Source organism: Streptomyces sp. NPDC008139, from assembly GCF_042957025.1.
Taxonomy (GTDB): Bacteria; Actinomycetota; Actinomycetes; order Streptomycetales; family Streptomycetaceae; genus Actinacidiphila.
Map to the genome: position 1 here is coordinate 35,852 of NZ_JBIBHM010000003.1, position 23,872 is coordinate 59,723.

The window sequence follows — 23,872 nt, forward strand, 5'->3', positions numbered from 1 at the left end:
GGTTCCGGGGCGGGCGCGGGGCCGCGGGTGCTGCGCGCAGGGGCGGACGCCGTACTGGTGGAGTCCGCGACCGGTGAGGAGACGGAGGCGCTGCACGCCGAGTTGCTGCGCAGGCGGGCGGCCGGGGAGCTGGCCGGGGTGACGGAGATCGTGCCCGCCGCCCGTACCGTGCTGGTGTGCGGGCTCGCCGATCCGCGGGCCTTCGCCGCCGAGGTGGCCGCGTGGGACGTGCCCGCGGTACCGCGGGGGCGGGGCGCCGCCGTGGAGATCGCGGTGCGCTTCGACGGGCCCGACCTCGCGGAGGTGGCCGGGCTGTGGCAGGTCTCCCCCGAGGAGGTGGCAGGGACTGTCACCTCGACGCCCTTCCGTGTGGCCTTCTGCGGCTTCGCGCCCGGCTTCGGCTATCTGACCGGACTGCCCGAGCACCTGCGCGTACCGCGCCGGGCCGAGCCCCGTACCGCCGTACCGCCCGGCTCCTTCGCGCTGGCCGGACCGTACGCGGGGGTGTATCCGCGCTCCTCGCCCGGCGGTTGGCAACTGGTCGGCACGACGGACGCCGTGCTCTGGGACCCCGAGCGGGAGCCCGCGGCGCTGCTGAGCCCCGGCACCGAGGTGCGGTTCACGGAGGTGCGGGGGTGAGGGACACGGCGGCAGGGCAGGCCGAGTTGGCCGTCGTACGAGCGGGGGCACTCACCACCGTGCAGGACCTCGGGCGACCGGGCCACGCGCATCTGGGGGTGCCGCGGTCCGGCGCGCTGGACGGTCCGGCGCTCCGGGCAGCGAACCGGCTGGTCGGCAATCCGGCGGAGGCCGCCGGTCTGGAGACGACGGTCGACGGCTGCGCGCTACGGGCCTCGCACGCGGTGCTGGTGGCGGTGACGGGCGCGCCGTGCGCGGTACGGGTGGACGGACGTCCCGCGGCGTGGGGCGCGCCGGTACGGGTGCCGGGCGGGGCGGTGCTCGACGTGGGGCGGGCGGAGCCGGGGCTGCGCAGCTATCTGGCGGTGTCCGGCGGTGTGGCCGTACGGCCGGTGCTGGGCAGCAGGTCGACGGATCTGCTGTCGGGGCTCGGTCCCGCGCCGCTCGCGAGGGGTGACGTGCTGCCCGTCGGCGGCCGTCGCGGGGACGTCATCAGGGGTTCCGGCGTGAGCTCTGGTGGAGACTTCGTCGGCCTCTTCGGCGAGGGCGACGTGCTGGCATTGCCCGGTCCCGGAGCCGAGTTGATCCTTCCGTTGGCGCGCGGGCCGCGTGACGACTGGTTCGCGCCGGACTCCTTCCGTACGTTGTTCGGCGGCGGTTACACCGTCTCACCCGCGTCCAACCGGATCGGGCTGCGCACGCGGGGCCCGGCGCTGCGCCGGGCCCGCGGCGGTGAACTGCCCAGTGAGGGCATGGTGCTCGGCGCTGTGCAGGTGCCTCCGGACGGCTGTCCTGTGGTCTTTCTCGCCGACCATCCGACCACCGGCGGCTATCCGGTCATCGGCGTGGTCCCCGAGGGTTCGCTGCCGGCCGCCGCCCAGTCACCGCCGGGGACGCCGGTCCGCTTCGTGCCGCTCAGCACGCGCTGACCCGGCGCCGGTGAGCGCGGCGGGGTATACGGCCGCGCCGCCGGGCCCGGCGGGACCTTGAGCGCGGCGAGCGCCGCGACCGTGGCGCGCCGCGTGTCCTCCTCCAACACCGCTGTGCCGCCCTGCCGGTGGTGGCGCAGTTCGGTGCCCGCCAGCCGGAGCAGGTCGGGCAGCAGGTCGGTGCAGCGGTCGGCGATCCACCGAGTGCCGCGGGTGGCCATCCACCACGCGGCGGCCCGTCGGCCGGGCGGCGCGCCGTCCGGCTCGGGGCGGGGCGCGGGCCCCTGGGCGAGGCCCGCGGCGGTGAGCAGGGCGTGGAAGTCGCGGGCGAGCAGCCGGTGCCCGGTCTCGCTGGGGTGCAGCCGGTCGGCGCTCAGCGCTCCGGGCATGGTCGCCCAGTGGCGCTCCGCGGCGTGGAGGTGGTGCGCGCCGTGGTACGCGGACAGGGCGTGCACGGTGTCGTTGAGCGCGCGCATCCTGCGGCCCAGCGGCCGGGCCAGCGGCCACGGCAGCCCGAGCACGGTTCCGGGGTCCGGCAGGCACGCGGTGAGCACGTCGCAGCCCTCGGCGCGCAGCGCGCCCATCACGACGTGCAGTTCGGCGGCGACCACCTGGATGTCGAAGCCGCCGCGCAGCGTGTCGTTCCCGCCGACCAGCACGGACGCGAGGTCCGGCCGGTGCCGCAGCGCCGCTTCGAGCTGCGGACCCGCCACATCGCCCGAACGGGCCCCACTCCGGGCGAGGTTGAGCGTCCGGGTGTCGTACGGGGTCGGCGCGAGCCCGTCGGCGAGCAGCGCCGCCCAGCCGCGCCATCCGCCGTCGGGCAGCGGGTCGCCGACGCCTTCGCTGAGCGAGTCGCCGAGTACGGCGAAGCGCACGGCGCCGGTCACGGCCTGACCCCGTCGGACTCCGGTGCGGCCCGGCGGCGCGCGGACGGTGCGGCAGCGCCGACGGCGGCCCGGTGCGCGGTGAGGAAGGCGTTGACGGCGGCGGGCCAGGTGTACAGCTCGGCGCGGGTGCGGGCCATGGCGCGGCGCCCCTCCTCGGGCGCGGCCAGGACGCGCTGTACGGCGGCGGCGTACTCGGCGGGAGTGTCGGCGCAGCCGCCCGCCGGGCCGATGAGGGTGGGCAGCGCGGAGCGGGAGCTGGCCACCACGGGGGTGCCGCACGCGAGGGCTTCGAGGGCGGCCAGGCCGAAGGTCTCGACGGGTCCCGGTGCCAGCGCCACGTCGGCGGTGGCGAGCAGCGCGGCGAGGTCGGCGCGCCGCGGCACGTGGCCGAGGAAGGTGACCGGCAGCCGGGCGGCCCTGGCCTGGGCGGTGAGCCGGGGCCGCAGGGGTCCCTCGCCCGCGACCACCAGCGCCGCGTCGACGCCGGAGCCGCGCAGGTGGGCCAGGGTCTCCAGTGCCATGCCCGGCCGCTTCTCGGGCGAGAGCCGCGAGCAGAGCACCAGCAGGACGGCGGCGCCGTGCCCGTGCCTCTCGCGCAGCCGCGGGTCCCGGGCACTGGGGTGGCAGCCTTCGAGGTCGACGCCGAGCGGGGCGCGTACGACATTGCGGGCGCCGATCCGCTCGAATTCGGCGGCGGCCCAGGCCGTGGTGCACACCACGCGCGTGTAGGCCAGCGCGGTACGGCGGTTGAGGGCGTCGGCGGCGCGGCGGGCGGGTCCCGAGGGCAGGCCCCAGGTGCCGAGCACGCCGTCGGCGCTCTCGTGGGACACCATCAGGGAGGGGACGCGGTGCCGCCTGGCCCACTCCCCCGTCCAGCGCAAGGTGGTGCGGTCGGAGACCTCGATCCGGTCGGGGGCGAGCGAGGCGAGCACGGCCTCCACGGGGGCGCGGCGGGCCAGTACGCGGTAGCCGCCGGTGCCGGGGATCTCAGGGCCCGGCAGGGTGATCACCCGCCCCTGCGGGGTGAGTTCGTCGGAGGCGGTGGCGCCGGGGACGATCAGGACGGGTTCGTGGCCCGCCGCCGCGTAGCCCTCGCCGAGGTGGCGCAGCGCGGTGCGCAGGCCGCCGGAGACGGGCGTGACGAAGTTGGCGAGCCGCACGATGCGCAGGGCGGACTCGGGGTCGCGGTCGAGGGGGTGCGGGGCGGTGCGGGCACCGCCACCGGGTGACGTGAGGTCGTCCTGGCCGTACATGACGTGGTCCCTGCCGTCGGTGGGGTCGGTGCCGAAGCCTGTGGCGGCGCCGGTTCGCGCGCCGCTCGCCATACCGGCCGTTCGCGTACCGGTGGTCGTACGGTCGCCCGCGCCGCTCATGCCGTCGCCGTTGACGCCGCTGCTCATGTCGGTGTTCATGCCGCTGCCGCCTCGCGCTCGCCGAGCACCTGGTGGTAGTGGCCGAGGAGTTGGTCGCCGACGGCCTCCCACGTACGGTCGGCGACCGCTGTGCGAGCCGCGCTCCCGTAGCGCTCGCGCAGCCCGTCGTCGCCGAGCAGGAACTGGACGGCCGAGCGGACGGCCGCCGGGTCGAGCGGCGGCACCAGCAGGCCGGTGCGACCGTGCTGGACGAGGTCGAGGGGGCCGCCGGCCGCCGGGGCGACGACGGGGACTCCACTGGCCATCGCCTCCTGCACGGTCTGGCAGAAGGTCTCGAACGGCCCTGTGTGGCAGAAGACGTCGAAGGAGGCGTGGATGCGGGCGAGTTCGGTGCCGGTCCTGCGGCCCATGAAGACCGCGCCCGGCAGGGCGGTGCGCAGGCTCGGCGCGCTGGGGCCGTCGCCGACGACGACCACGCGCACACCGGGCAGTTCGCAGAGCCCGGCGAGCAGTTCGACGTGCTTCTCCGGCGCGAGCCTGCCGACGTATCCGACGATCAGCTCACCGTTCGGGGCCAGTTCGCGGCGCAGCGCCCCGTCGCGGCGCGCGGGGTGGAAGCGGTCGGAGTCGACGCCGCGCGGCCACAAGTGGACGCGCGGCACGCCCTGTTCCGCCAGCGCGCTGACGGACGCGGAGGAGGGGGCCAGGGTGCGGGCCGCGGCGGAGTGCACCGCGCGGATCCGGCGCCAGGCGGCGGACTCGCCCGCGTTCAGATACGTCCTGGCGTATCCGGCGAGGTCGGTCTGGTAGACGGCGACGGCGGGGATGCGCAACCGAGTGGCGGCGGCCAGGCCGCGCGCGCCGAGCACGAAGGGACTGGCCAGATGGACCAGCTCCGTCCGGTGCGCGGCGATGGCGGCGGCGGTACGGCGGCCCGGCAGCGCGACCCGCACCTGCGGGTAGCCGGGCAGCGGGAGGGAGGGGACGCGGATGACGGGACAGGGGTCGGGACCGGGGTCCTGGTCGTGCGGGCCCGCGGGCGCGACCACGAGCGGTTCGTGGCCGCGCCGGGCGAGGTGTTCGGCCGTGCGCAGGGCGCAGTGGGCCACTCCGTTGACGTCGGGTGGGAAGGACTCTGTGACGATGGCGACACGCATACCGTGGTTGTCGCCGCATTGAGCGTTGTCAGGGCCACGTGGATCTTTCCCGAAGTGGAACGCCCCATGAGCGTTAGGGCCTGCCCGGCGGATCATGGGCGGTCCAGGTACCGAAGGGGCCGTTCGTGATCCGCCGGACACGCCCTGGGACCCGCGCCGGGTTCTCCGTGGTCCCCCCGCGGGTCGGCCGCCTACCTGGACGTACCGCCGGAACTGAGCCGGCCGCGGACGGCGGTCTGTACTTCGGCCTCTTCCGCGGGGTCGGCGGCCAGTCTGCGCAGCTGCGCCAGGACCCTCACGTCACCGGACGTCGCGCGGTGCGCGGCCAGCTCGCGGGTGCTCTCCTCACAGTCCCACAGGCACTCGACGGCGAAACCGGCGGCGAAACCGGGGTCGGTGACGGCGAGCGCGACGGCGGCGGTGCCGCGGAGCTGGGAGGACGACGTCTCCCGGTAGATGTGCCGCAGGACGGGTGCGGCCAGGCAGGCGGAGAGCCGGCCGACTCCCTCGACGAGCGCGTCGAGCCCTTCGGCGTCCGCGCCGCCGGTCTGTACGGTCCTGCGCAGCGCGCCCAGCACGTGCTCGGCGTCCTGCGGTCCGCCGTGGCGGGCGAGCAGCCGGGCGGCGGCGGAGCCGAGCGGGTCGGTGCGGGCGGCCCAGACGCGGGCGCGGGCCATCGCCTCGTCGTCCCTGAGCCGTTCCAGGGATTCGAGGGCGGCGCGTACGACGAGGTCGTCGGTGGAGACCGCGGCCGTCTCGATCAGGTCCAGGCGCCGGGGGTCGCAGCGATCGGTGAGGTGGCGCAGCGCGGCGGCGCGGGCGGCGGAGGGGCCGTGCAAGGCCGCTTCCAGCAGTTCCGCGTGGTCCTCGGGGCCCGCGACGGCGGCCAGGCAGCGGGCGGCGGGCTGGTCGCGTTCGACCTGGGGGTGGCGGGTCAGTCCCTGCTGCGCCCATTCGAGGACGGCGGTGACGCTCCAGCCGGGGGTCGGGCCCGCGGAGCGCATCTGACGCTGCCAGCGGTCGAACGAGACCTGTTCCGCGGCCTTGGCCACGCGGGTCGCGGTGGCCGGTTGCGAGGCGTCCTCGGCCCAGAGCTGCCACGGGCGGGGTTCGTAGGCCTCGCGGACGGCGCGGGCCAGTTCCGCGTCGCCTTCGGGGGTGTGCGGGAAGCGGGCGACGACGGCGGGGCCCAGCGCGCGCAGTCCCGCCTCGTCGTCGCGGACCGCCAGCTCGTCGAGCGCCCATTCCCAGCAGCCGCCGGTGGCCGCGTACCGCCGCAGCAGGTGCAGCGCGTCGCGGCGGCCGTATCCGGCGAGGTGTCCGAGGACGGACAGGGCGAGGCCGCAGCGGTGCTCGTCGGGGGCGACCAGGTCGTCCGGGTGGAAGAGGTGGTGTTCGATCCCGTCGAGCGGGCTCTCCAGGTCCGAGTAGAGGCGCGCGTAATACAAGGAGCGCGACTCGACCCGCCAGTCGAGCCGGGGATCGCGCAGCACGCACTGCTCCAAAGCGGCGAGGGCTTCCGTCCGCGGCGCCGCCAGGGCATGCAGGGGCCCGTCTCCGCGTCCTCGCTGGAGGAGGCCGAGAAGGGATCCACTGGGCGCTATGTCTGGGTCGAACATGAGGTCAGCATCCGGTGCGGGGGGTTCCATGGCAACGGGATTTCCGCTACCGGTGCCCGGCATCCTTACCGGCCGTCGTCGGTTTCATGCCTGACGGGAACGGGGGATTCCGTGGGGACGGGCGGCGGAAGCCTACCGACTCGGGGTGTGCCGTGTCGCTTCCGGGCGGCGGGCGGGTCTCGAACGGGTGGCGCGGGAACGGCCGGTGGGGTGGCGCGGAGGGTGGCGTTATGCCGCTGGGCTGGTGGCATATGCCAGAAGCACCACCGTATCGGGTATCGCGGAAACCCTTACGGCCGATCGCTCCCTGTGCAACAGTCGTTACCGGCCCTTCCGTCCGCCACGGCCGTTCAGCGCCTGCCAGCAGACACGTTCGGAGTGTGTCATGCCGTTCCCCACGCACGCGGAGCACAACTCCGCGCAGCCACCGGATCCCGGTGCGGTGGACGCCCTGATCTCTCAGGCGCGTCGCCTCAGGACCCAGGTGGATTCGGTGCTGCGCGAAAGCGCCGCCGCCGCCGAGGACCCCCAGTTGCGCTGGCAGCGCGCCCTGTGCGATCTGGCCGTGCACCAGCTCGACGACGTGGACACCCACCTCGGCCAGCTCAGGGACGGCCTGGACACCGGGTATCCGGGCGGCGACCCGCTGACCGCCGACCTGCTGGTGGACCTGCCGTCGCAGACGTCCCTGCCGCCGGGGCCCGACGCGGTCAGCGCGCTGGGCCGGGCGGGCAGCGCGGAGTGGGACCTGCTCACCGATGACGCGCAGTGGTCGGACGAGCTGTACCGGATCTTCGGCCGGAAGTCCGCCGACGGTCCGCTGACCCTGGACGAGCTGCCCTCGTGGCTGTTCTCCGAGGACCAGCAGATCCTCACCGAGATGGTGACCGGCTGTCTGGTGGACGGCCGTCCGATCGACGGCGAATTCCGTATCGTGCGCGCGGACGGCTCCGTCCGTACGGTGCACATGGTCGGCGAGCCGGTACTCGGCGCCGACGGCGACACCGTGTCCATGTGGGCGGTGTTGCGGGACGTCAGTGACCTGCGGCGCAGCCAGCGCACGCTCCGGGAGACCCGTGACTCCCTCCAGCGGCAGCGGCAGATCGCGCAGACCGAGCGTCGGCTGGCGGTTGAGCTGCAGGAGGCCGTGCTGCCGCCCTGGCGCGGCACCCTGCGGTTCCCGCAGGACGGGGGGCCCACCACGATGGACCTGGCAGCGCATTATCTGCCGTCCGGCACCAGCGCCCTGATCGGCGGCGACTGGTACGACGCGATGCAGTTGCCCGACGGGTCCTCCTTACTCACGGTCGGCGACCTCACCGGACACGGGGTGGCCGCCACCTCCGGCATGGCGATGCTGCTCGGCGCGCTGCGCGGCATGGCCGTCGCGGGCCTCCAGCCCGGCCCCCTGATGGGCTGGCTCAACGAACTGCTCGACACCTCGGCGCAGCCCGCGCTCGGCAGCGCCCTGTGCTGCCGGTACGAGCCGTCGACCCGGCTGCTGCGCTGGGCCCAGGCGGGCCACCCCGCGCCGCTGCTGTTCCGCGACGGAGCGGGGCGGGCGCTCGAATCCCCCGAGGGCGTCCTGCTCGGAGCCACCTCCGGCGCCCTGTACGGGCAGGCCGACGAGCAACTGGCCGCCGGTGATCTGCTGGTGCTGCACACCGACGGCCTCGTGCCGCGCCGTTCCGCGCTGGACACCGACACCGAGAGCGGCTCGGGACGACTCCTGGCGATGGCACCGCTGTTCGCCCGCGCCCGGACCGCACAGGACTGCGTGCGGATCGTCGCCGAGGAGTTCGGCACCCCGGAGCGCGAGGACGACGCCTGTGTGCTGATCGCCAGGATCGCCTGAGCCTTCTTTCCAGCTTCCTTTCCCGTGGATACGTTCCGCGTACAGGTCGCGCGCACGAATTCCGTACAGCATTCCTTACAGGTATTTCCGCGCGTGCGCTCCGCGGGTGAATCGCGGTCGTCTTTTCCGAGACCTCCCGAGAGCCCGGTAGGGATCTCGTCCGTGCTGTCGTACGAGCTGTCCGACCCGTTCGGCGGCAGGCCGGCCGGCCGCCGTTACACGGACCGGGTCTTCCCGGTGGTTCCCTTCCCCTTGGATTTCGGCAGTGCCGTCTCGATCTCGGTGCGCAGATCCTGGATCTTGGTGTAGCCGGAATACCGGCCGGTAAGCCGGTACATCTCGCGCAGCCGGTCCCAGGTGCGGTGCGAGGAGGTCTCCCCGATCGTGAGCAGCGCCATCCGGGCGTAGCGGTCGGCCTCCTCCGGGTCGTCGGCGATGAAGCAGGCCGACGCCAGCGACAGATAGTCGAAGATCATCGACCGCTCGTGGCCGCCACCCCGCAGGACCAGCGCCTTCTTGGCGTGGAGCTGTGCCTCGGCCGCGGCCGACGGATCGTGGTCGGCCAGGGTGCGGAAGGCGAGCGCCTGCATCCCGTGCAGGTCGGCCTCGTCAAAATTCTGCATCCAACTGGGCGCCGGTACATCGCCCTTGTCGGACACGAACAGGTCCTCGGCCTCGCCGAGGGTCCGCCGCATCGCCTGGCCTCGGCCCATGGACGCCTGCGCCCACGCCTCGATGGTGCGCAGCATGGCGCGGGTGCGCGGCAGCGCGGACTCGCCGGAGCCTGACTTGGCGAGCTTCATCAGGTCCAGCGCGTCGTCCGGCCGCCCCAGGTGCACCATCTGGCGGGCGGCCCTGGACAGCGCCTCACCGGCCCTGGGCCGGTCGCCGCCCTCCCGCGCCGCGTGTGCGGCGATCACGAAGTACTTCTGGGCGGTGGGTTCCAGGCCCACGTCGTGCGACATCCAGCCCGCCAGCACCGCGAGGTTGGCGGCCACGCCCCACAACCGGCGCTGGAGATGCGCGGGATGGGCGTAGGAGAGCATGCCGCCCACCTCGTTGAGCTGGCCGACCACGGCCTTGCGCTGAAGGCCGCCGCCGCGTGAGGCGTCCCAGGCGCGGAACACCTCGACCGAGCGTTCCAGCGACTCGATCTCCTGGGAGCCGACCGGTACCGCCTCGTACTGGTCGTAGGCGGCGGGGTCGGCGTCGAGCGGTTCGTCGAGGACTGGCGCGTCGGCCGCAAGGGCCGGGTCGGTGTGCAGCCAGTCGTGCATGGCGGTGCTGAGTACGGAACCGGTGGCGAGCGCGGCGCCCGCGCCCACCAGACCGCGTCGGTTGAGCATGAGGTCCATTCCCGTGAATTCGGTGAGGACCGCGGCGGTTCGCTCCGGCGGCCACGGGAGGCCGTCTCCGGTCTGTCTTTTCCCCGTCTGCCGGCGCCGGTCGAACCCGAGATCCTCGATGGTCACGACACGGCCGAGACGCTCGGTGAACAGCGCGGCCAACACCTTCGGCACGGGATCGCGCGGCGACTCACCGGTCTCGATCCAACGGCGTACGCGCGATGTGTCGGTCGAGAGCTGCGGATGGCCCATGGCCGCCGCCTGCCGGTTGACCAACCGTGCGAGTTCGCCCTTGGACCAGCCGGTGAGGCCGAACAGGTCCGCGAGTCGGGTGTTGGCTTCATTGCCCACGTCAAGCCCCCAGGTTCCTCGGCTGAATTGACACTATTCCCCCTGACAATGACCCCGCGACTATTCGCCAGGGTTCGCCAGGGTCCGCTACGTGGTGTGCCACCCGCAGCCGGGTGTCAGGTAGGAACGCGCCACCCCGGTCCGTCTCCGCATTCCCCAGGGTGCGGTACCGGACCGGCCGTGGCGCCCCTGAACCGTTGGCACACGAAGGGATCTGCTTCTCCTCATGTATTCGGCATCGTCCTCCGTGTCCGCACCGCCCCGGCCGTCGTACCCCGCCGTCGCGGAATCCGCCCTCCGCCCCCGCCAGGCCACCGCCGTACGGCGCGTCGGCCGGCCCGCGGGCAGCTCCCATCCGCTCAGCGGGAGACTCGACTTGACCGGCCCACAGGGCGCCCAGTTGCGCACCGCCGTCGCCGCCGTGCAGCGCATCTGCCCCGAGTTCGCCCCGGTCCAGCTCCTGCGCCGCGGCGGCCGTACGGCGCTGCTGATCGGCACCTCGGGGCGCGCTCCGGCCGTCGCGAAGTGTCTGCTCGACCAGTCCCCCGCCTGGGCGGAGCGTTTCCGCCAGGAGATAACGGCCTACCGCACGTTCGTCCGGCACCGGCCGCCGGTCCGGGTGCCGCGGCTGATCGCCGCGGACCCCGAGAGCTGTGTGCTGGTGATGGAGCGGATGCCCGGACGGGTGGTGTCGCCGCAGCGGCACCCGGTGCAGCCGCCGACCAAGGGCGATGTGCGGGCGGCGCTCTCGGCGTACTCGCGCGTCAACATGTGGCGCCCGCCCGCCGGTTCCTTCGACGCGCCGATCGACTATCCCGTCCGCATCAACCGCTACCACGAGTTGGGGCTGCTCACCGACCGGGACATGGGCGACCTCCAGCAGCTTCTGCACGGACTGGCCCATGTGCAGGGGCAGTTCTGCCACGGCGACGCGCAGTTGTCGAATGTGCTGCTGTCGCCCGCGGGTCCCTCACTGGTCGACTGGGAGCACTCGGGCTGGTATCTGCCGGGGTACGACCTGGCGGTGCTGTGGTCGGTGCTCGGCGACGACCCGGCGGCGCGGCGGCAGATCAGCCAGCAGGCGCAGGCGCAGGGCCCGGCGGCGCGGGACTCCTTCCTGGTCAATCTGATGCTGGTGCTGACCCGGGAGATCCGCACCTACGAGACGGCCGTCCAGCGCACGATGCGGGCCGTGGGACCCGTGGCGCCCGGCGCGGCCGAGGCGGGCGAGGAGCAGCGGCTGCTGCTGCGCCGCCTGCACGACGACTGCGGCATGGCCCGCAGGGCGGTGCGCGCCGCGGTCGGCACCCGGTAGGAGCGGACCGGACGGGTACACCGTGGCCGCGGTCGGCCACGAGTTCCGCGCGCCGTCCCGCGCGCCCCACTGGTCCACACCACTGACGAGGAGCAGGCCAGCACGCCGCAGCGGGGAAACTTCCGAAATACGCCGCTGACGTGCGAAGACGGCCTCGTGCACGGATGCCTGACGGATGGTTGACGGATGTTCCGGCAGCCGATACCTCTGTGGTGCCGATCGTTCGGCATCTCTTGGAGGAGGCTGCTTTGCGAGGATCCGCTCCCCCGTCCGACAGACGCCGTGGACGGCGCGCGCTGCGTATGGCCACGGCCGCCGCGGCTGCCGCCGCCCTGCTCCCGGTGTTCGGTGTCGCCCACGCGGCCGAGCCCGGCCCGAGTGCCGCGGGCTCGCTGCAACAGGCGTTCACGGACGCCGCCAAGGCGTACCACGTGCCGCAGAGCGTGCTGCTGGGCGTGTCGTATCTGGAGTCCCGCTGGGACGGCCACCAGGGCATGCCGAGTGTGACCGGCGGCTACGGGCCGATGCATCTGACCGACACCCGTACCGCCCTCGCGGACTTCCCGAGCAAGGGCATGGGGGACGGCGCGGACGACGGGCGCGGGGACGACACCCGGCCGATGATCAGTGCGGCGACCGCGCAGGCGCCCGATCTGGCCGCGCTGCCCGCCTCGTACACCACGCTGGACCGCGCGGCGACGCTGACCGGGCTGTCGGCCGGTGCGCTGCGCGAGGACGCGGCGACGAATGTGGCGGGCGGCGCGGCGCTGCTCGCCGACACCCAGAAGTCGCTGGGCGAGCCGCTGAGTTCGGATCCCGGGGACTGGTACGCGGCGGTCGCCCGCTATTCCGGCGCCGACGACACGGCGACGGCCGCGGCCTTCGCCGACGACGTCTTCGACGTCCTGAAGCAGGGGCAGACGCGGACCACCGACGCCGGGCAGCGGGTCACGCTGGCCGCGGCTCCCGCGGTGAAGCCCGCGGCGGGCCAGGCCGCCAGGATCGGCCTGAAGCAGGTCAACGCGGCGGGGACGGAGTGCCCGAGCGGCCTGGGCTGCGAGTGGATCCCGGCGCCGTACGAGGACACCGGCGGCGGGGATTACGGCAACTACGACAAGGCCGACCGGCCGAACACCGAGAAGATCGACACGATCGTCATCCACGACACCGAGGGCTACTGGGACACCGCCCTCCAGCTCGTCCAGGACCCGACGTATCTGGCCTGGCACTACACCGTGCGCTCCTCCGACGGGCACATCGCCCAGCACCTGAACACCAAGGACGTCGGCTGGCACGCGGGCAACTGGTACACCAACTCCAAGTCCGTCGGCATCGAGCACGAGGGCTTCCTGACCGATCCGGGCACCTGGTACACGGAGTCGATGTACCGCACGTCCGCGCGGCTGGTGAAGTACCTGGCGGCGAAGTACCACATCCCGCTGGACCGGCAGCACATCCTCGGGCACGACAATGTGCCGGGCCCGACGGCCTCGTACATCTCGGGGATGCACACCGACCCGGGCCCGTACTGGGACTGGGGTCACTACATGGCGCTGATGGGCGCCCCCCTGCGCGCGACCGCCGGCGCCTGGGGCGGCGTGGTCACCATCGCCCCCGACTACGACACCAACCAGCCGGTCTACACCGGCTGTGTGACGGCCGCGGCGGTCTGTCCCGCGCACGGCTCCGACGCGGTCCGGCTGTACACGGCGCCGAGCGAGGACGCGCCGCTGGTCAAGGACATCGGGCTGCACGGCGCGACCGGCGCGAGCACCACGGGCGTCAACGACGTGGGCGCGCGGGCCTCTGCGGGCCAGCAGTTCGCGGTGGCCGAGCGGCAGGGCGACTGGACTGCGGTGTGGTACCTCGGCCAGAAGGCGTGGTTCCACAACCCGGCGTCGCAGCCGACGGCCGTCAACTCGATCGGCCTGGTGATCACCCCGAGGAAGGGGCTGGCGAGCATCCCGGTCTACGGCCGCGCGTACCCGGAGGCGGCGGCGTATCCGGCGGACGTGCCGGTGCAGGGCATCTTCCCGATGCCGTACGCGATCCCGGCCGGACAGCGGTACGTGGTCGGCAATGTGGTGCCGGGCGAGTACTTCTACTCGACCTCCTTCGACACCAGCAACCAGAAGGTGGTGCGTGGGAAGCAGCTCTACTACGAGATCCAGCTCGGCCACCGGGTGGAGTACGTGATGGCCTCCGACGTGACCTTGCTGCCGTCGGTGCTGGGCGCTCCGCGCTGAGTCCGCCGGGCCCGCGGCGGCGGGCCCGAGGGTAACGGGGGGAAGGGCGGCACCGGGATTCCGGTGCCGCCCTTCGCCGTGTCCTGTCGTGTCCGTGCGCTCGAAGCGTGCGTACCTCGAAGCGTGCGTGTCTCGAAGCGTGCGTGCCTGTGCGTCCTGTCGCGTCCGTGTCCTGTGCGTCCGCCCCGCGGAAGGTGTCCGCCGGGCCTCAGCCCGCCTGGAACATCTCCGCGGGCAGCGGCTTCAGAAGCTGGTACAGATCGTCGGTGATCGGCCGGTCCCAGGTGGCGATGGTGACCTGGACGCCGTCGCTGCGGTCGAACTGGGCGCAGGCCACCCGCGACTCGGAGATCTTGATCCGGCGCACGATCAGCAGGCTGTCGCCGTGCATCACGGGGGTGTCCTCGATCCCGGTGACCTCGGCCGGTTCGTCGTTGCCGAGCGCCGCGAGGAGCTGGGCCACCTCGAAGGGCACCTGGCCGTCGTCCAGCTCGCGGGCGGGCGAGCCGACCGGGAGGTTGCCGATCAGCATCGCGGGGCCGCGTCCGCCGAACAGGTCGTAGCGCAGATAGATGCCCTGGCAACTGCCGTCGGGGCCGGGCAGCAGCCCGGCGCCGAGGTCACCGGGCCAGTCCCCCGGGTCCATCGCGAGGACATCGAAGTCCGGCCCGGTGGGCGTGGCTGCGCTACGGCGGCGGAGGAAGGACATGCCGCCATCGTACGGGTAGCGACCGCCGCCGGGGACCGGGCCCGCGCCCCTTCCGTGCCCTCGTCGCGCGACGCCCCGGCCGGTGCGATCCCGCACGGCGGCCCGCCCCCGGGCCGCTCCCCCGGCCGTCAGCGGCCGTAGGCGTCGTCGTCCGGCGGCGCGGGCGCCGCGGGGATTTTGCGCAGGGCTTCCGGCAGCCCGGTGGGGTCGGTGCCGAGCTTGCGGTAGACGGCGTTCAGGGTGCGGACGACGTCGCGCTCGCCGGTGCCGAGGGCGGCGGCGATGCGGCGGTGGTCCTCGCCCTGTGCGGCGCGCAGGGCGGCGGCGTGCTCGCGGGCGGTGAGGGCGTCGGAGTCGGCCGAGTGCGGGTGCCGCGGGCGCGACCCGGCCAGCTCCAGCTCCTGGCCGGCCCGGTCGGCCAGTCCGTCCGCGCCGCACGTCCGGGCGGTGTCGAGTCCGCGGTGGAGCTGTTCCGCGGCCCGCTCGGGCTGTCCCGCCCGGCGCAGCGCGGCGCCGTGGGCGACGAGCGAGCAGGCGAGCTGGTGCGCGGAGGGCGACTCCTCCAGCCGGTCGACGGACTCCTCGAGCAGCTTCAGCCCCTCCGGGCCGCCGGTGACCTCGGCGGCGACCCGCAGCGCGTGGCCGACGGCGGAGGCGGCGCCGAACTGGCGGGCGCGGGCGACGGCGTCCAGCGCGGTCGCCCTGGCCCGGTCGGGGGTGTCGTGGGCCTCGGCGAGCGCGAGGTGCAGTTGCCAGGGGCTCCAGGCGGGGTTGCGCATCCCGCGCGGGTCGAGCCTGCCGCCGACGCCGGTCAGTTCGGCGACGGCTTCTTTGTACCGCCCCTGGGCGAGCAGCAGTTCGCCGTGCACGGCCTGGGCGTCGGGGAAGGTGACGGCCGCGGGGAACGGCTCCCGGAAGTCGTACGCGGCGGCGAGCGCGACGGCTTCCTCGGTCCGGCCGCGGGCCAGCAGGATCTCGATGAGGACGGCAACCGAGTACCACTGGACGGGGGTGCCGCGGCCGACCCGCTCGGCCAGCCGCAGCCCGTCGCGGGCGAAGTCCTCGGCCTCCGCGAGCCGCCCGCGGCGGTAGCGCAGGTAGCCGAGCAGCAGATAGCCGAAGGACAGGTGGGCGCCGCGCCAGCCGTGCCGCTCGAAGCCCGCGATGCCGGTGGTGAACAGCTCCTCGGCGCGGCCCGGCTGGTCGGCGTACATGTAGGTCATGGCGACCAGCACGGGGACCTCGAAGCCCCAGCCCTCGTTGGCCCAGGGCAGGCCGCCGTCCAGGGCGCGGCCCGCGTGGCGCAGGACGGTGGTCGTGGGCTCGCCGCGCAAGGTGGCGTCCCAGGCGCGCAGGCCGATGATGTACCGCTCGGTGAGGTCGCGGCCGGTGAGCCGGTCGGCGAGCCTGGCCAGCCGCCGGGAGCGGCTGGGCGAGTCGGGTTCGTCGGCGCGGAAGGCGTCCCACATGAACTGTTCCGCCTGCATCCGCAGCCTGGTGCGGGCGCCGGTGGCGGTCCGGGCGGCGTGCGCGACGACGTCGGCGGCCTCGCCGAGCCGGTCGCTGTGGGCGAGGGACTGGGAGAGCCGGAAGACGATCCCGTCGCGCAGTTCGGGGTCGGTGATCGGCTCTTCGAGCGCGGCCCGCAGGTGGTTGACGGTGACCGAGGGCTCCAGGAGCTGGGAGGCGGAGCCCAGTTCGTAGAGCACGGCGGCCCGGTCCTCGGGCGGCGGGGGTTCGCGCAGGGCACGGCCCAGGTACGCGCGGGCCGCCTCGGGGGCGCCCGCGCGCAGCGTCTCCCGTGCGGCGGCGCGCAGTTGGGCGACCACCCAGGGGTCGCCCTCGGGGTGGGTCTCCAGCAGATGGCGGGCCGCGGCGGCCGGACCGAGGCCCTCGTCGACCACCGACCAGGCGGCCTGGCCGTGCAGGGCGACGCGTACGGCGTCCGGGATCGCCCGGTAGACGGCGGTGGCGATCAGCGGGTGGACGAACTCCAGGGTGCCGCTGCCGGTGACGATCCGGGCGTCGCGCAGCCGGTCGGCGCAGTCGGCGGCCTCTTCGCGGCCGAGTCCCGCGACAGTGGCGGCCAGCGTCGGGGAGATCTCCGTGCCGAGGACGGCTGCGGCCCAGGCCAGGCGGACGGTGGAGGGGCCCAGTCGTTCGAGCCGCGCGATCAGACCGCTGCCCTTGGCCGCGGCGGCCAGGTCGCGCAGCAGGTGGGCGCTGGACTCGTCGGGGCGCAGCCCCCGGTCGCGGACCTTCTCGGCCAACTCGACGGCTTCGAAGGGGTTTCCGGCGGTGACGGCCCAGCACTCGCGGCAGAACGCCTCGTCGGCGTGCGCGCCGACCGACTCCCTGATCAGGTGGCGGATGGCGGTCGCGGTGAGCGGTTCGAGGCCGATCGGGCGGTGTCCCGCCCGGCCGGGCAGGCCCCGGAACGACTCGGCGCCCGGCGGGAGTTCGTCCGGCCGGTAGGCGACGACGATGAGCAGGGCCAGTTCGTCGGCGCGCGGCGCGAAGGCGGCGAGCCAGTTGAGCGACTGCGGGTCGGCCCAGTGGGCGTCGTCCAACACCAGCACGACGGGGGCGCGTTGGACGGCGATGTGGGTGAGGACCCAGTCCAGGCCGTCGCGCAAGCCCTGCGGGTCGGGGGCGGCGCCTTCCGCCGTGCACAGTCCGAGGGCCGGGCCGACGATGCCGTACCAACTGCCGAGCCTGGCGCGGATTTCCGTCTCCGGGGCTCCGACGAGCTGGGGTTGCAGCAGTTGCCGCGCGACGTGGAAGGCGACCTGCTGCTCCTGGTCGCCGCCGCGCGCGGACAGTACGGTGCAGCCGCGTTCCGCGGCCCTGCGGCGTACTTCGGTGAGCAGTGTGGTCTTGCCGAGGCCGGCGGACGCGGCGAAGGCGATGAGACCGCCGTGCCGTTCGGCGGGGCGCGCGGCGGTGCCCCCGTCCGTACCGGCGTCGTCGGCACGTAAGCCGGTGAGATCGCTCAACGCCTCGTCCACGGCGACGAGTTCGGCGTCTCGTTCGAGCAGCGCGCGCCGATTGCGCGAGTGGCGCTGCGACATGGTCAACCCCCCTGCCTGCCGGTGGTGTGCGCCCGGCGCACGACATGCGGGGACGTGCAGGACGGACAGCCGACCGGTGGCCTCACAGCGTACGCCGTCGGCTCCGCTGTGTAAGGGGGAACGGCCGTGCCGGTTCGCCACTGGCAGGGGACGTGACCGGCACGGCGGGAGCGGCGGCGACCTGGGAGATCTCCCCGCCGCCCAGCACGGGCGAGACTGCCACGCGAAGCCGTCGTCCCACCAGGCACCGCAGCCCCCGCACCGCCCTGGAGCACCCGTGCGCCCCATATGCGCCCCCCTTACCCGCCGTAACGCGCCGTCTCGTCCGCGGGCCCTGCCGTACGCCCCTCGTGCGCGCGTCAGCCCCCGCGGGATGTCGGCGACTCTCGCTCATCGGCTCGCCGCGCGCCTCAATCCCACGCGGGCCCCAACTCGCCCCGCGCTTCAGCTCGACGCGGGCCTCAATTCGTCCCGCGCTTCAGCTCGACGCGGGCCTCAATTCGTCCCGCGCCTCAACTCGACGCGCACACCGGCTCGATGCGCGCGTCAGCCCCCTCCCTCCGGTCAACTCCCCTGCCGGGCCTGCCCCTCGCGCTGCCGCGCGTGATGGCGGGCGACGCGGGCGCGGTTGCCGCAGGACGGTTTGCACCACTCCTGGCGGGCGTGCTCCTTGACGAAGTAGCGGACGCAGCGCGGGGCGGGGCAGGCGCGGAGCAGCGTGCGCTCGGGTCCGGCGAGGAATGTGATGGCGGCGCGGGCGACGGCGGCGGCCAGCCGGTCGGCCGGAGCCGCGTCGGTGGACACGGTGTGAGCCGCCGCGGGTTCCGCGCCGTCCGGCCAGTCCAGGCGCGGGGCGACGGGGACCAGGGCGGACGCGGTGTTCAGCCGGTCGAGCGCCTGCCGGGCCGACGGCAGTCGGCCGGCGTCCGCGCGGCTGGGCGGGCCGGGAAGCACGGCGCGGGCGAAGAGCGCGCGGACCGCCGTACGCACCTCGACGACGGCGGTGCGCGCGGCCTCGTCGGCGGTGAACCGCGCCGCCGTGCTCGGCACTTCACCGAGAACGCCGCTGAGCGCGTCGGCGTGCTCGCGCACCCACCGGGTCAGCCCGGCGGGGTCCGCGAGGTCGTCGGCGACGCCGCCGTGGCCGTCGTGCCGGATGGTGACGGCGAGGTCGAGCGCGAGATGATCACCGGTCATACCCTAATGCTATCGTCGTCGTAAGCCATTAACGAATGAGGGGGGTACCTGTGTCCGACCTTCGCGAGATCCTGCGCGGTCTGGATGTGTTCGACGGCGACCTGCCGCCTTTCGACATCGCGGAACTGCCCGCGGATCCGCATGAGTTGTTCATCGAGTGGCTGCTGGCGGCCGTCGCGGCCGGGGTCCGCGAGCCGCACGCCATGACGGTCTCCACGCTGGGTGCCGACGGCGACCCCACCGCCCGCGTGCTCATCGTCAAGAACGTGTCGGCGGCGGGCTGGGAGTTCGCCTCCGACACCGGCAGCCGCAAGGGCCGCGAACTGGCCGCCCACCCCGCGGCGGCGCTCACCTTCTACTGGTCACCGCTCGCCCGCCAGGTACGGATTCGCGGCCGGGTCGAGACCGCGGGCCCCGAGGCGAGCGCGGCGGACTTCCTGGCCCGCTCCCCCGGCGCTCGCGCCGAAGCGCTGCTCGGCCGCCAGAGCGCACCCCTGACCGACCTCGCCACCCGCGACGCGGCCGTGCGGGAGGCCGCGGGACGGATCGAGCGCGACCCGGACCTGGTGGCCCCCGGCTGGGCGCTCCACACGCTGCGCGCGGACAGTGTCGAATTCTGGCAGGGCGACCGCGACCGCAGACACACCAGAGTCAGCTACGTCCGTACCGAGGGTGGTTGGGAGCGAGGTCTGCTGTGGCCGTGACCGGACCCACGACCGGCCCGACGACCGGAGGACCCGCGCTCGCGGCCGTGCTCGACGCGGGGCAGACCCGGCTGCGCACGCTGCTCGACGGTCTCGACGACGAGGCCGTCCGCGCCCCCAGCGCGCTGCCCGGCTGGACCCGCGGCCATGTCCTGACGCATATCGAGGGCGTCGGCCTCGCGCTGGCCCGGCAGGCGCGCTACGCGCTGCGCGGCAAGCTGATCGAGGTGTACGACGGCGGTCGCAGCGGCCGGGACGCGGCCATCGAGGCCGGCCACGGCCGCTCCGCACCGGTGCTGACCGCCGCGCTCGGCGACGCGCTGGACGAGATCGAGGCGTCCTGGGCCGCGGTCGGCCCGGACGACTGGGACCGGCCGGTGAGCTACCGCGACGGCACGGTGACCACGGCGGGGCTCGCCTGGTGGCGCGAGCTGGAGATCCACACGGCGGACGCGCTGCTCGGCCCGACCCCGGCGGACTGGTCCCCCGAGTTGTGTACGCACCTGGTCGACTTCCTGTCCGCGCGGGTGCCGGACGGGATACGGCTCACGCTCGGCACACCGGGAGACACGGCGGACGACACCTGGTCGTTCACGCGGGGCCAGGGCACACCCGTGCTCGTACGCGGTCGGCTGACCGACCTGGCGGCCTGGCTGGCCGGACGGGTGCCGCCGCGGGCGCTGACCGGCGATCCGCTGCCGACGCTGGGCAGTTGGCCGTAGCGGGCCCGCTGACCACGGTGACCCGCGGCGGGCGGCGGGCGGCGGAAGCCTCCCGGCCGCGGGTGGGCGGCGGCCGATGCCGTCCGCCCCGGGCTGCGCTCAGGTGAGGTCGAACTCGCCGTCCCGCGCGCCCAGCACGAAGGCGCGCCACTCGGCGGGGGTGAAGATCAGGGCGGGCCCGTCGGGGTTGCGCCCGTCCCGCATCGCGATGTAGCCCTCGACAAAGGCGATCTGTACGTCGCCGGTGCCCTGGCTGCTGGAAAGCCACTCCGCGTCCGTCAAGTCGACCTGCGGCTTCTTCCCGTTGGCCAACGGCTGTCCGATGGTGCTTTCGGCCACGTCCGCTCTCCTCCTACGTCGTCGTCCGTCCTCCAGCCTATCCACCGGATCCGGAGCCCGCACAAGTCCGCGGAAACCACCCGGCGCACGGTGTACTTCAGGTAGTGGGGGGCTCGCTGCCCACCACCCACATGGAGAAGAACTGCGACCCGCCGCCGTAGGCGTGTCCCAGGGCCCGCCTGGCGCCGGCGACCTGGTGCTGCCCTGCTTCGCCCCGTACCTGAAGGGCCGCCTCGGCGAAGCGGATCATGCCGGACGCGCCGATCGGGTTGGTGGACAGCACGCCGCCCGAGGGGTTGACGGGCAGGTCGCCGCCCAACTCCGTGACGCCGGACTCGGTGAGTTTCCAGCCCTCGCCCTCGTCGGCGAAGCCCAGATTCTCCAGCCACATCGGCTCGTACCAGGAGAAGGGCACGTACATCTCGACGGCGTCGATCTCGCGGCGCGGCGCGGTGATACCGGCCTGCCGGAAGACGTCGGCCGCGCAGTCCCGGCCGGCCCGCGGGCTGACGTAGTCCTTGCCCGCGAACATCGTGGGTTCGCTGCGCATGGCGCCGCCGTGCATCCAGGCGGCCGGTCGCGGCGCCCGGTCCGCGCCCGCGGCGTCGGTGAGCACCATCGCGCAGGCGCCGTCGGAGGACGGGCAGGTCTCGGAGTAGCGGATCGGGTCCCAGAGCATCGGCGAGGAGCGCACCTTCTCCAGGGTGATGTCGGTCTCGTGCAGGTGCGCGTAGGGGTTGAGCAGGGCGTTGCGGCGGTCCTTGTAGGCGACCAGCGAGCCGACGGCGGCGGGCGCTCCGGTACGGCGCATGTAGGCGCGTACGTGCGGTGCGAAGAAGCCGCCCGCGCCCGCCAGCAGCGGCTGCTGGAAGGGGATCGGCAGCGACAGGCCCCACATGGCGTTGGACTCCGACTGCTTCTCGAACGCGACGGTCAGCACGGTGCGGTGGACACGTGCGGCGACCAGTCCTGCGGCGACCAGCGCGGTGGAGCCGCCGACCGAACCCGCGGTGTGCACCCGCAGCATCGGTTTGCCGACCGCGCCGAGCGCGTCGGCCAGATACAGCTCCGGCATCATGACGCCCTCGAAGAAGTCGGGCGCCTTGCCGATCACGACGGCGTCGACGTCCGCCCAGTCCAGTTCGGCGTCGTCGAGCGCGCGGCGGGCGGCCTCGCGGACGAGTCCCGCGATGGACACGTCGTGGCGCGCGGCGACGTGTTTGGTCTGGCCGACGCCGACGACGGCCACGGGCTCCTTGGGCATGGGTTACTCCCCTTCCAGGACGGCCACGAGATTCTGCTGGAGGCAGGGGCCCGAGGTGGCGTGGGCCAGCGCGCGGTCCGAGTCGCCGCGGTGGATCCGGGCCGCCGCCTCGCCGAGCCTGATCAGCCCGGCGGCCATCATCGGATTGGCGGCGAGCGGCCCGCCGGAGGGGTTGACGGCCACGTCGGGGCCGAGCCGCAGCGCCCTGCGCAGGACGACCTCCTGCGAGGTGAAGGGCGCGTGCAGCTCCGCGGTGTCCACGGGCGCGTCGAAGGCCCCGGCCCGCTCGGCCGCGAGCCGCGTCGAGGGCGAGTCGGTGAGGTCGCGTACGCCGAGCGAGGGCGCCTCGATGCGGTGGTCCATGCCCCGGATCCAGGCGGGCCGCGCGCACAGCCGCCGGGCGGTGTCCCCCGCCGCGAGCACCACGGCCGCGGCCCCGTCGCCGACCGGCGGGCAGTCGGCGCGGCGCAACGGGCGTACGACATAGGGGTCGTCGGCTGCGGGCGCGGTGGTGAGCTGCGCGTTCGGGTTGGTGCGGGCGGCGGCGCGGCTGCGGGCGGCGATCCCGGCCAGCTCCCGCTCGTCGGTGGCTCCCGCGTCGATCAGCGCCTGGGCCTGGAGCGCGGCGAGCGCGACGGAGTCGGGCCACAGCGGCGCCATGTAGTACGGGTCGAGCTGCCGGGTGAGGACCGAACGCAGGTCTCCGGGCGAGGACTTGCCGTAGGAGTAGACGAGCGCGGTCTCGGCCTCGCCGGTGAGGATCCGCACCCACGCCTCGTACAGCGCCCAGGCGCCGTCGGTCTCGACGTGCGACTCGGAGATCGGCGGCCAGGCGCCGACGCCGTCCAGCGCCATGGTGAAGGAGAAGGCACGTCCCGCGAGGTAGTCGGCGGAGCCCGAGCAGGTGAAGTCGATCTCGCTGGCGGCCAGTCCGGTCTGCCCGAGCGCGTCGTGCAGGACGGGCATCAGCAGTTCGACCTCGGAGACCTCGTCGGTGCGCGCGCGGTGGCGGGACTGCGCGAAGGCGACGATGGCGACGTCGGGCATCTAGACCAGCTCCCGGTAGGTGTCGTATTCGGCGTCCGGTTCCCCGGTGGGGCGGTAGTGGTCGGGGTAGCGTCCGCCCTCGGTCCAGACCGCCTCCACCCGCAGGCCCATCCGCACCTGGTCGTACGGCATTCCGGCGATCCGTCCGTGCAGCGGGAGGTCGGCGCCGTCGAGCGCGATGTGCGCGTAGACGTAGGGGACTTCTATGTCCATGGCCTTCAGGTGGGCGCTCTTGATGTTGACGATGCAGAAGGTGGTGACCGTGCCGCGCGGGCCGACCTCGACCTCTTCCGCGGTGGCGACGCCGCAGGTGGGGCAGGCGCCGCGCGGCGGGACGTAGACCTTGCGGCAGGACGGGCAGCGCTCGCCGACGATCCGCCGGTCCTCGGCGGCGCGCAGGTAGCCGGTCTGGGCGCGGCCGGGCGAGTAGGTGTAGTCGAGGCGGGCGGGGGCGACGATGCCGGTGACGGGGTCGGCGAAGACGCCATCGTGGGCGGTGGCCGCGCCGCGCGTTCGGTCGTCGTCGTACGGCTCGAAGCAGGCGATGTCGGTGATGGCGCCCTGGCGTTGCCCGGCCCAGCGGATGGCGACGCGCATGCCGGTGCTCACGTCCTCGGGCGCGGCGGCGTCGAGCGCGTGCAGCAGGGCGGTGTCGGCGCCGTCGAGGCGGACCAGGACCCAGGCGAAGGGCGTGGTCAGCGGCTGGTTGGGGCGCGGGGCGGGATTCCAGGCCCAGGTGGTGACGGTGCCGGTGGCGCCGACCTCGACCAGGTCGCGCACCTCGGCCGCGGTGACCGGGTCGTACTCGACGGGGGGGACGAGGACGCGGCCTTCGGCGGTCCGCACGCCGAGCACGGTGCGCTCGCGCAGCCCGGTGAGGAAGGCGCTCTGCACGGGGCCGAGCGAGCGGGTGAAGGGGAATTCCACGACGAGCGGGGCGCTGAGCACGTCCGGTGTGTGGCCTGGTGTCATGGGTTGGCCTCCTGGGGTGGGGCGGCTCATCGGGGGTGGTTCGCGGTGCGTTGTCCGAGCGCGGTGGGCGTCCGGTGCCGGGGTTCAGGGGCCGGGGTTCAGGCGCCGGGGTTCAGGCGGCCGGGGT

19 protein-coding genes are annotated in these 23,872 nt (G+C 74.1%); 7 read left to right on the forward strand and 12 right to left on the reverse strand.

The features are described 5' to 3' along the window. The first annotated feature begins 27 nt into the window (after positions 1-27). Both ACFZBB_RS06770 and ACFZBB_RS06775 read left to right on the forward strand, forming a co-directional pair. On the forward strand, positions 28-639 hold the full coding sequence (locus ACFZBB_RS06770) for a carboxyltransferase domain-containing protein (RefSeq protein WP_391050097.1): 612 nt from the start codon (positions 28-30) through the stop codon (positions 637-639). Beyond that, complete coding sequence (locus ACFZBB_RS06775) at positions 636-1,568, forward strand: 5-oxoprolinase/urea amidolyase family protein (RefSeq protein ID WP_391118561.1); 933 nt, start codon at positions 636-638, stop codon at positions 1,566-1,568. The genes ACFZBB_RS06770 and ACFZBB_RS06775 overlap by 4 nt, the downstream gene beginning before the upstream one ends. Here the strand turns inward: ACFZBB_RS06775 and ACFZBB_RS06780 are convergent. From ACFZBB_RS06780 to ACFZBB_RS06795, 4 genes are all read right to left on the reverse strand, one after another. After that, positions 1,469-2,458 carry a GDSL-type esterase/lipase family protein gene (locus ACFZBB_RS06780; RefSeq protein ID WP_391118563.1) on the reverse strand — a complete coding sequence of 330 codons (990 nt, stop codon included), beginning with the start codon at positions 2,456-2,458 and terminating at the stop codon, positions 1,469-1,471. The two genes, ACFZBB_RS06775 and ACFZBB_RS06780, sit on opposite strands and share 100 nt — an antisense overlap. Further along, positions 2,455-3,870, reverse strand: coding sequence for a glycosyltransferase (locus tag ACFZBB_RS06785; protein ID WP_391118565.1), 1,416 nt, complete (start codon positions 3,868-3,870; stop codon positions 2,455-2,457). Before ACFZBB_RS06785 ends, ACFZBB_RS06780 begins: the two co-directional genes overlap by 4 nt. Beyond that, positions 3,867-4,988: a glycosyltransferase gene (locus tag ACFZBB_RS06790; RefSeq protein ID WP_391118567.1), complete on the reverse strand. Its 1,122-nt coding sequence runs from the start codon at positions 4,986-4,988 to the stop codon at positions 3,867-3,869. Before ACFZBB_RS06790 ends, ACFZBB_RS06785 begins: the two co-directional genes overlap by 4 nt. 191 nt (positions 4,989-5,179) lie before the next feature. After that, entirely contained in the window at positions 5,180-6,607 is a 1,428-nt protein-coding gene (locus tag ACFZBB_RS06795) for a HEAT repeat domain-containing protein (protein WP_391118569.1), read from the reverse strand. 385 nt (positions 6,608-6,992) lie between these two features. Between ACFZBB_RS06795 and ACFZBB_RS06800 the strand changes: the two genes are divergently transcribed. Next, complete coding sequence (locus ACFZBB_RS06800; protein WP_391118571.1) at positions 6,993-8,462, forward strand: SpoIIE family protein phosphatase; 1,470 nt, start codon at positions 6,993-6,995, stop codon at positions 8,460-8,462. 215 nt (positions 8,463-8,677) lie between these two features. On the opposite strand, the gene ACFZBB_RS06805 is transcribed toward ACFZBB_RS06800, so the two are convergent. After that, a complete protein-coding gene (locus ACFZBB_RS06805; protein WP_391118573.1) occupies positions 8,678-10,159 on the reverse strand; it encodes a hypothetical protein in 1,482 nt (493 codons plus the stop codon). A 226-nt stretch (positions 10,160-10,385) separates the two neighbouring features. Between ACFZBB_RS06805 and ACFZBB_RS06810 the strand changes: the two genes are divergently transcribed. Next, the gene (locus ACFZBB_RS06810) at positions 10,386-11,474 is read left to right on the forward strand and encodes a phosphotransferase (protein WP_391118575.1); all 1,089 of its coding nucleotides are present in this window, start codon (positions 10,386-10,388) and stop codon (positions 11,472-11,474) included. A 302-nt stretch (positions 11,475-11,776) separates the two neighbouring features. After that, the gene (locus ACFZBB_RS06815; protein WP_391118577.1) at positions 11,777-13,720 is read left to right on the forward strand and encodes an N-acetylmuramoyl-L-alanine amidase; all 1,944 of its coding nucleotides are present in this window, start codon (positions 11,777-11,779) and stop codon (positions 13,718-13,720) included. A gap of 208 nt (positions 13,721-13,928) precedes the next feature. Here ACFZBB_RS06815 and ACFZBB_RS06820 read toward each other — a convergent pair whose 3' ends face one another. The 3 genes from ACFZBB_RS06820 to ACFZBB_RS06830 all read right to left on the reverse strand — a co-directional run bounded on the left by ACFZBB_RS06820 (position 13,929) and on the right by ACFZBB_RS06830 (position 18,697). Further along, entirely contained in the window at positions 13,929-14,429 is a 501-nt protein-coding gene (locus ACFZBB_RS06820) for a hypothetical protein (RefSeq protein ID WP_355344009.1), read from the reverse strand. A gap of 128 nt (positions 14,430-14,557) precedes the next feature. Further along, positions 14,558-17,500: an AAA family ATPase gene (locus ACFZBB_RS06825; RefSeq protein WP_391118579.1), complete on the reverse strand. Its 2,943-nt coding sequence runs from the start codon at positions 17,498-17,500 to the stop codon at positions 14,558-14,560. Positions 17,501-18,064: 564 nt separating this feature from the next. Then, positions 18,065-18,697 (reverse strand): ABATE domain-containing protein, encoded by a 633-nt coding sequence (locus ACFZBB_RS06830; protein WP_391118581.1) that lies wholly within the window; start codon positions 18,695-18,697, stop codon positions 18,065-18,067. Between the two features lie 50 nt (positions 18,698-18,747). Here ACFZBB_RS06830 and ACFZBB_RS06835 point away from each other — a divergent pair, with 50 nt between their 5' ends. Both ACFZBB_RS06835 and ACFZBB_RS06840 read left to right on the forward strand, forming a co-directional pair. Continuing rightward, positions 18,748-19,401 (forward strand): pyridoxal 5'-phosphate synthase, encoded by a 654-nt coding sequence (locus tag ACFZBB_RS06835; protein WP_391118583.1) that lies wholly within the window; start codon positions 18,748-18,750, stop codon positions 19,399-19,401. Continuing rightward, positions 19,398-20,123, forward strand: a complete 726-nt coding sequence (locus tag ACFZBB_RS06840) for a maleylpyruvate isomerase family mycothiol-dependent enzyme (protein ID WP_391118585.1) — start codon at positions 19,398-19,400, stop codon at positions 20,121-20,123. The genes ACFZBB_RS06835 and ACFZBB_RS06840 overlap by 4 nt, the downstream gene beginning before the upstream one ends. 99 nt (positions 20,124-20,222) lie before the next feature. Here the strand turns inward: ACFZBB_RS06840 and ACFZBB_RS06845 are convergent, their stop codons facing one another. The 4 genes from ACFZBB_RS06845 to ACFZBB_RS06860 form a co-directional block, all read right to left on the reverse strand. Beyond that, positions 20,223-20,462, reverse strand: a complete 240-nt coding sequence (locus tag ACFZBB_RS06845) for a DUF397 domain-containing protein (protein WP_093716245.1) — start codon at positions 20,460-20,462, stop codon at positions 20,223-20,225. A 97-nt stretch (positions 20,463-20,559) separates the two neighbouring features. After that, positions 20,560-21,726, reverse strand: coding sequence for a thiolase domain-containing protein (locus ACFZBB_RS06850; protein ID WP_391118587.1), 1,167 nt, complete (start codon positions 21,724-21,726; stop codon positions 20,560-20,562). Positions 21,727-21,729: 3 nt separating this feature from the next. After that, positions 21,730-22,773, reverse strand: a complete 1,044-nt coding sequence (locus tag ACFZBB_RS06855; protein ID WP_391118589.1) for a thiolase domain-containing protein — start codon at positions 22,771-22,773, stop codon at positions 21,730-21,732. Then, positions 22,774-23,745 (reverse strand): OB-fold domain-containing protein, encoded by a 972-nt coding sequence (locus ACFZBB_RS06860; RefSeq protein WP_391118591.1) that lies wholly within the window; start codon positions 23,743-23,745, stop codon positions 22,774-22,776. It lies immediately after the preceding gene. Between the last annotated feature and the right edge of the window lie 127 nt (positions 23,746-23,872).

Excerpts from the sequence above, each read along its gene's own strand:
- ACFZBB_RS06785 (WP_391118565.1), bottom strand. The coding sequence starts at position 3,870 with ATGAACACCGACATGAGCAGCGGCGTCAACGGCGACGGCATGAGCGGC.
- ACFZBB_RS06790 (WP_391118567.1), bottom strand. The coding sequence starts at position 4,988 with ATGCGTGTCGCCATCGTCACAGAGTCCTTCCCACCCGACGTCAACGGA.
- ACFZBB_RS06795 (WP_391118569.1), bottom strand. The coding sequence starts at position 6,607 with ATGTTCGACCCAGACATAGCGCCCAGTGGATCCCTTCTCGGCCTCCTC.
- ACFZBB_RS06800 (WP_391118571.1), top strand. The coding sequence starts at position 6,993 with ATGCCGTTCCCCACGCACGCGGAGCACAACTCCGCGCAGCCACCGGAT.
- ACFZBB_RS06810 (WP_391118575.1), top strand. The coding sequence starts at position 10,386 with ATGTATTCGGCATCGTCCTCCGTGTCCGCACCGCCCCGGCCGTCGTAC.
- ACFZBB_RS06815 (WP_391118577.1), top strand. The coding sequence starts at position 11,777 with ATGGCCACGGCCGCCGCGGCTGCCGCCGCCCTGCTCCCGGTGTTCGGT.
- ACFZBB_RS06820 (WP_355344009.1), bottom strand. The coding sequence starts at position 14,429 with ATGTCCTTCCTCCGCCGCCGTAGCGCAGCCACGCCCACCGGGCCGGAC.
- ACFZBB_RS06825 (WP_391118579.1), bottom strand. The coding sequence starts at position 17,500 with ATGTCGCAGCGCCACTCGCGCAATCGGCGCGCGCTGCTCGAACGAGAC.
- ACFZBB_RS06830 (WP_391118581.1), bottom strand. The coding sequence starts at position 18,697 with ATGACCGGTGATCATCTCGCGCTCGACCTCGCCGTCACCATCCGGCAC.
- ACFZBB_RS06850 (WP_391118587.1), bottom strand. The coding sequence starts at position 21,726 with ATGCCCAAGGAGCCCGTGGCCGTCGTCGGCGTCGGCCAGACCAAACAC.
- ACFZBB_RS06855 (WP_391118589.1), bottom strand. The coding sequence starts at position 22,773 with ATGCCCGACGTCGCCATCGTCGCCTTCGCGCAGTCCCGCCACCGCGCG.
- ACFZBB_RS06860 (WP_391118591.1), bottom strand. The coding sequence starts at position 23,745 with ATGACACCAGGCCACACACCGGACGTGCTCAGCGCCCCGCTCGTCGTG.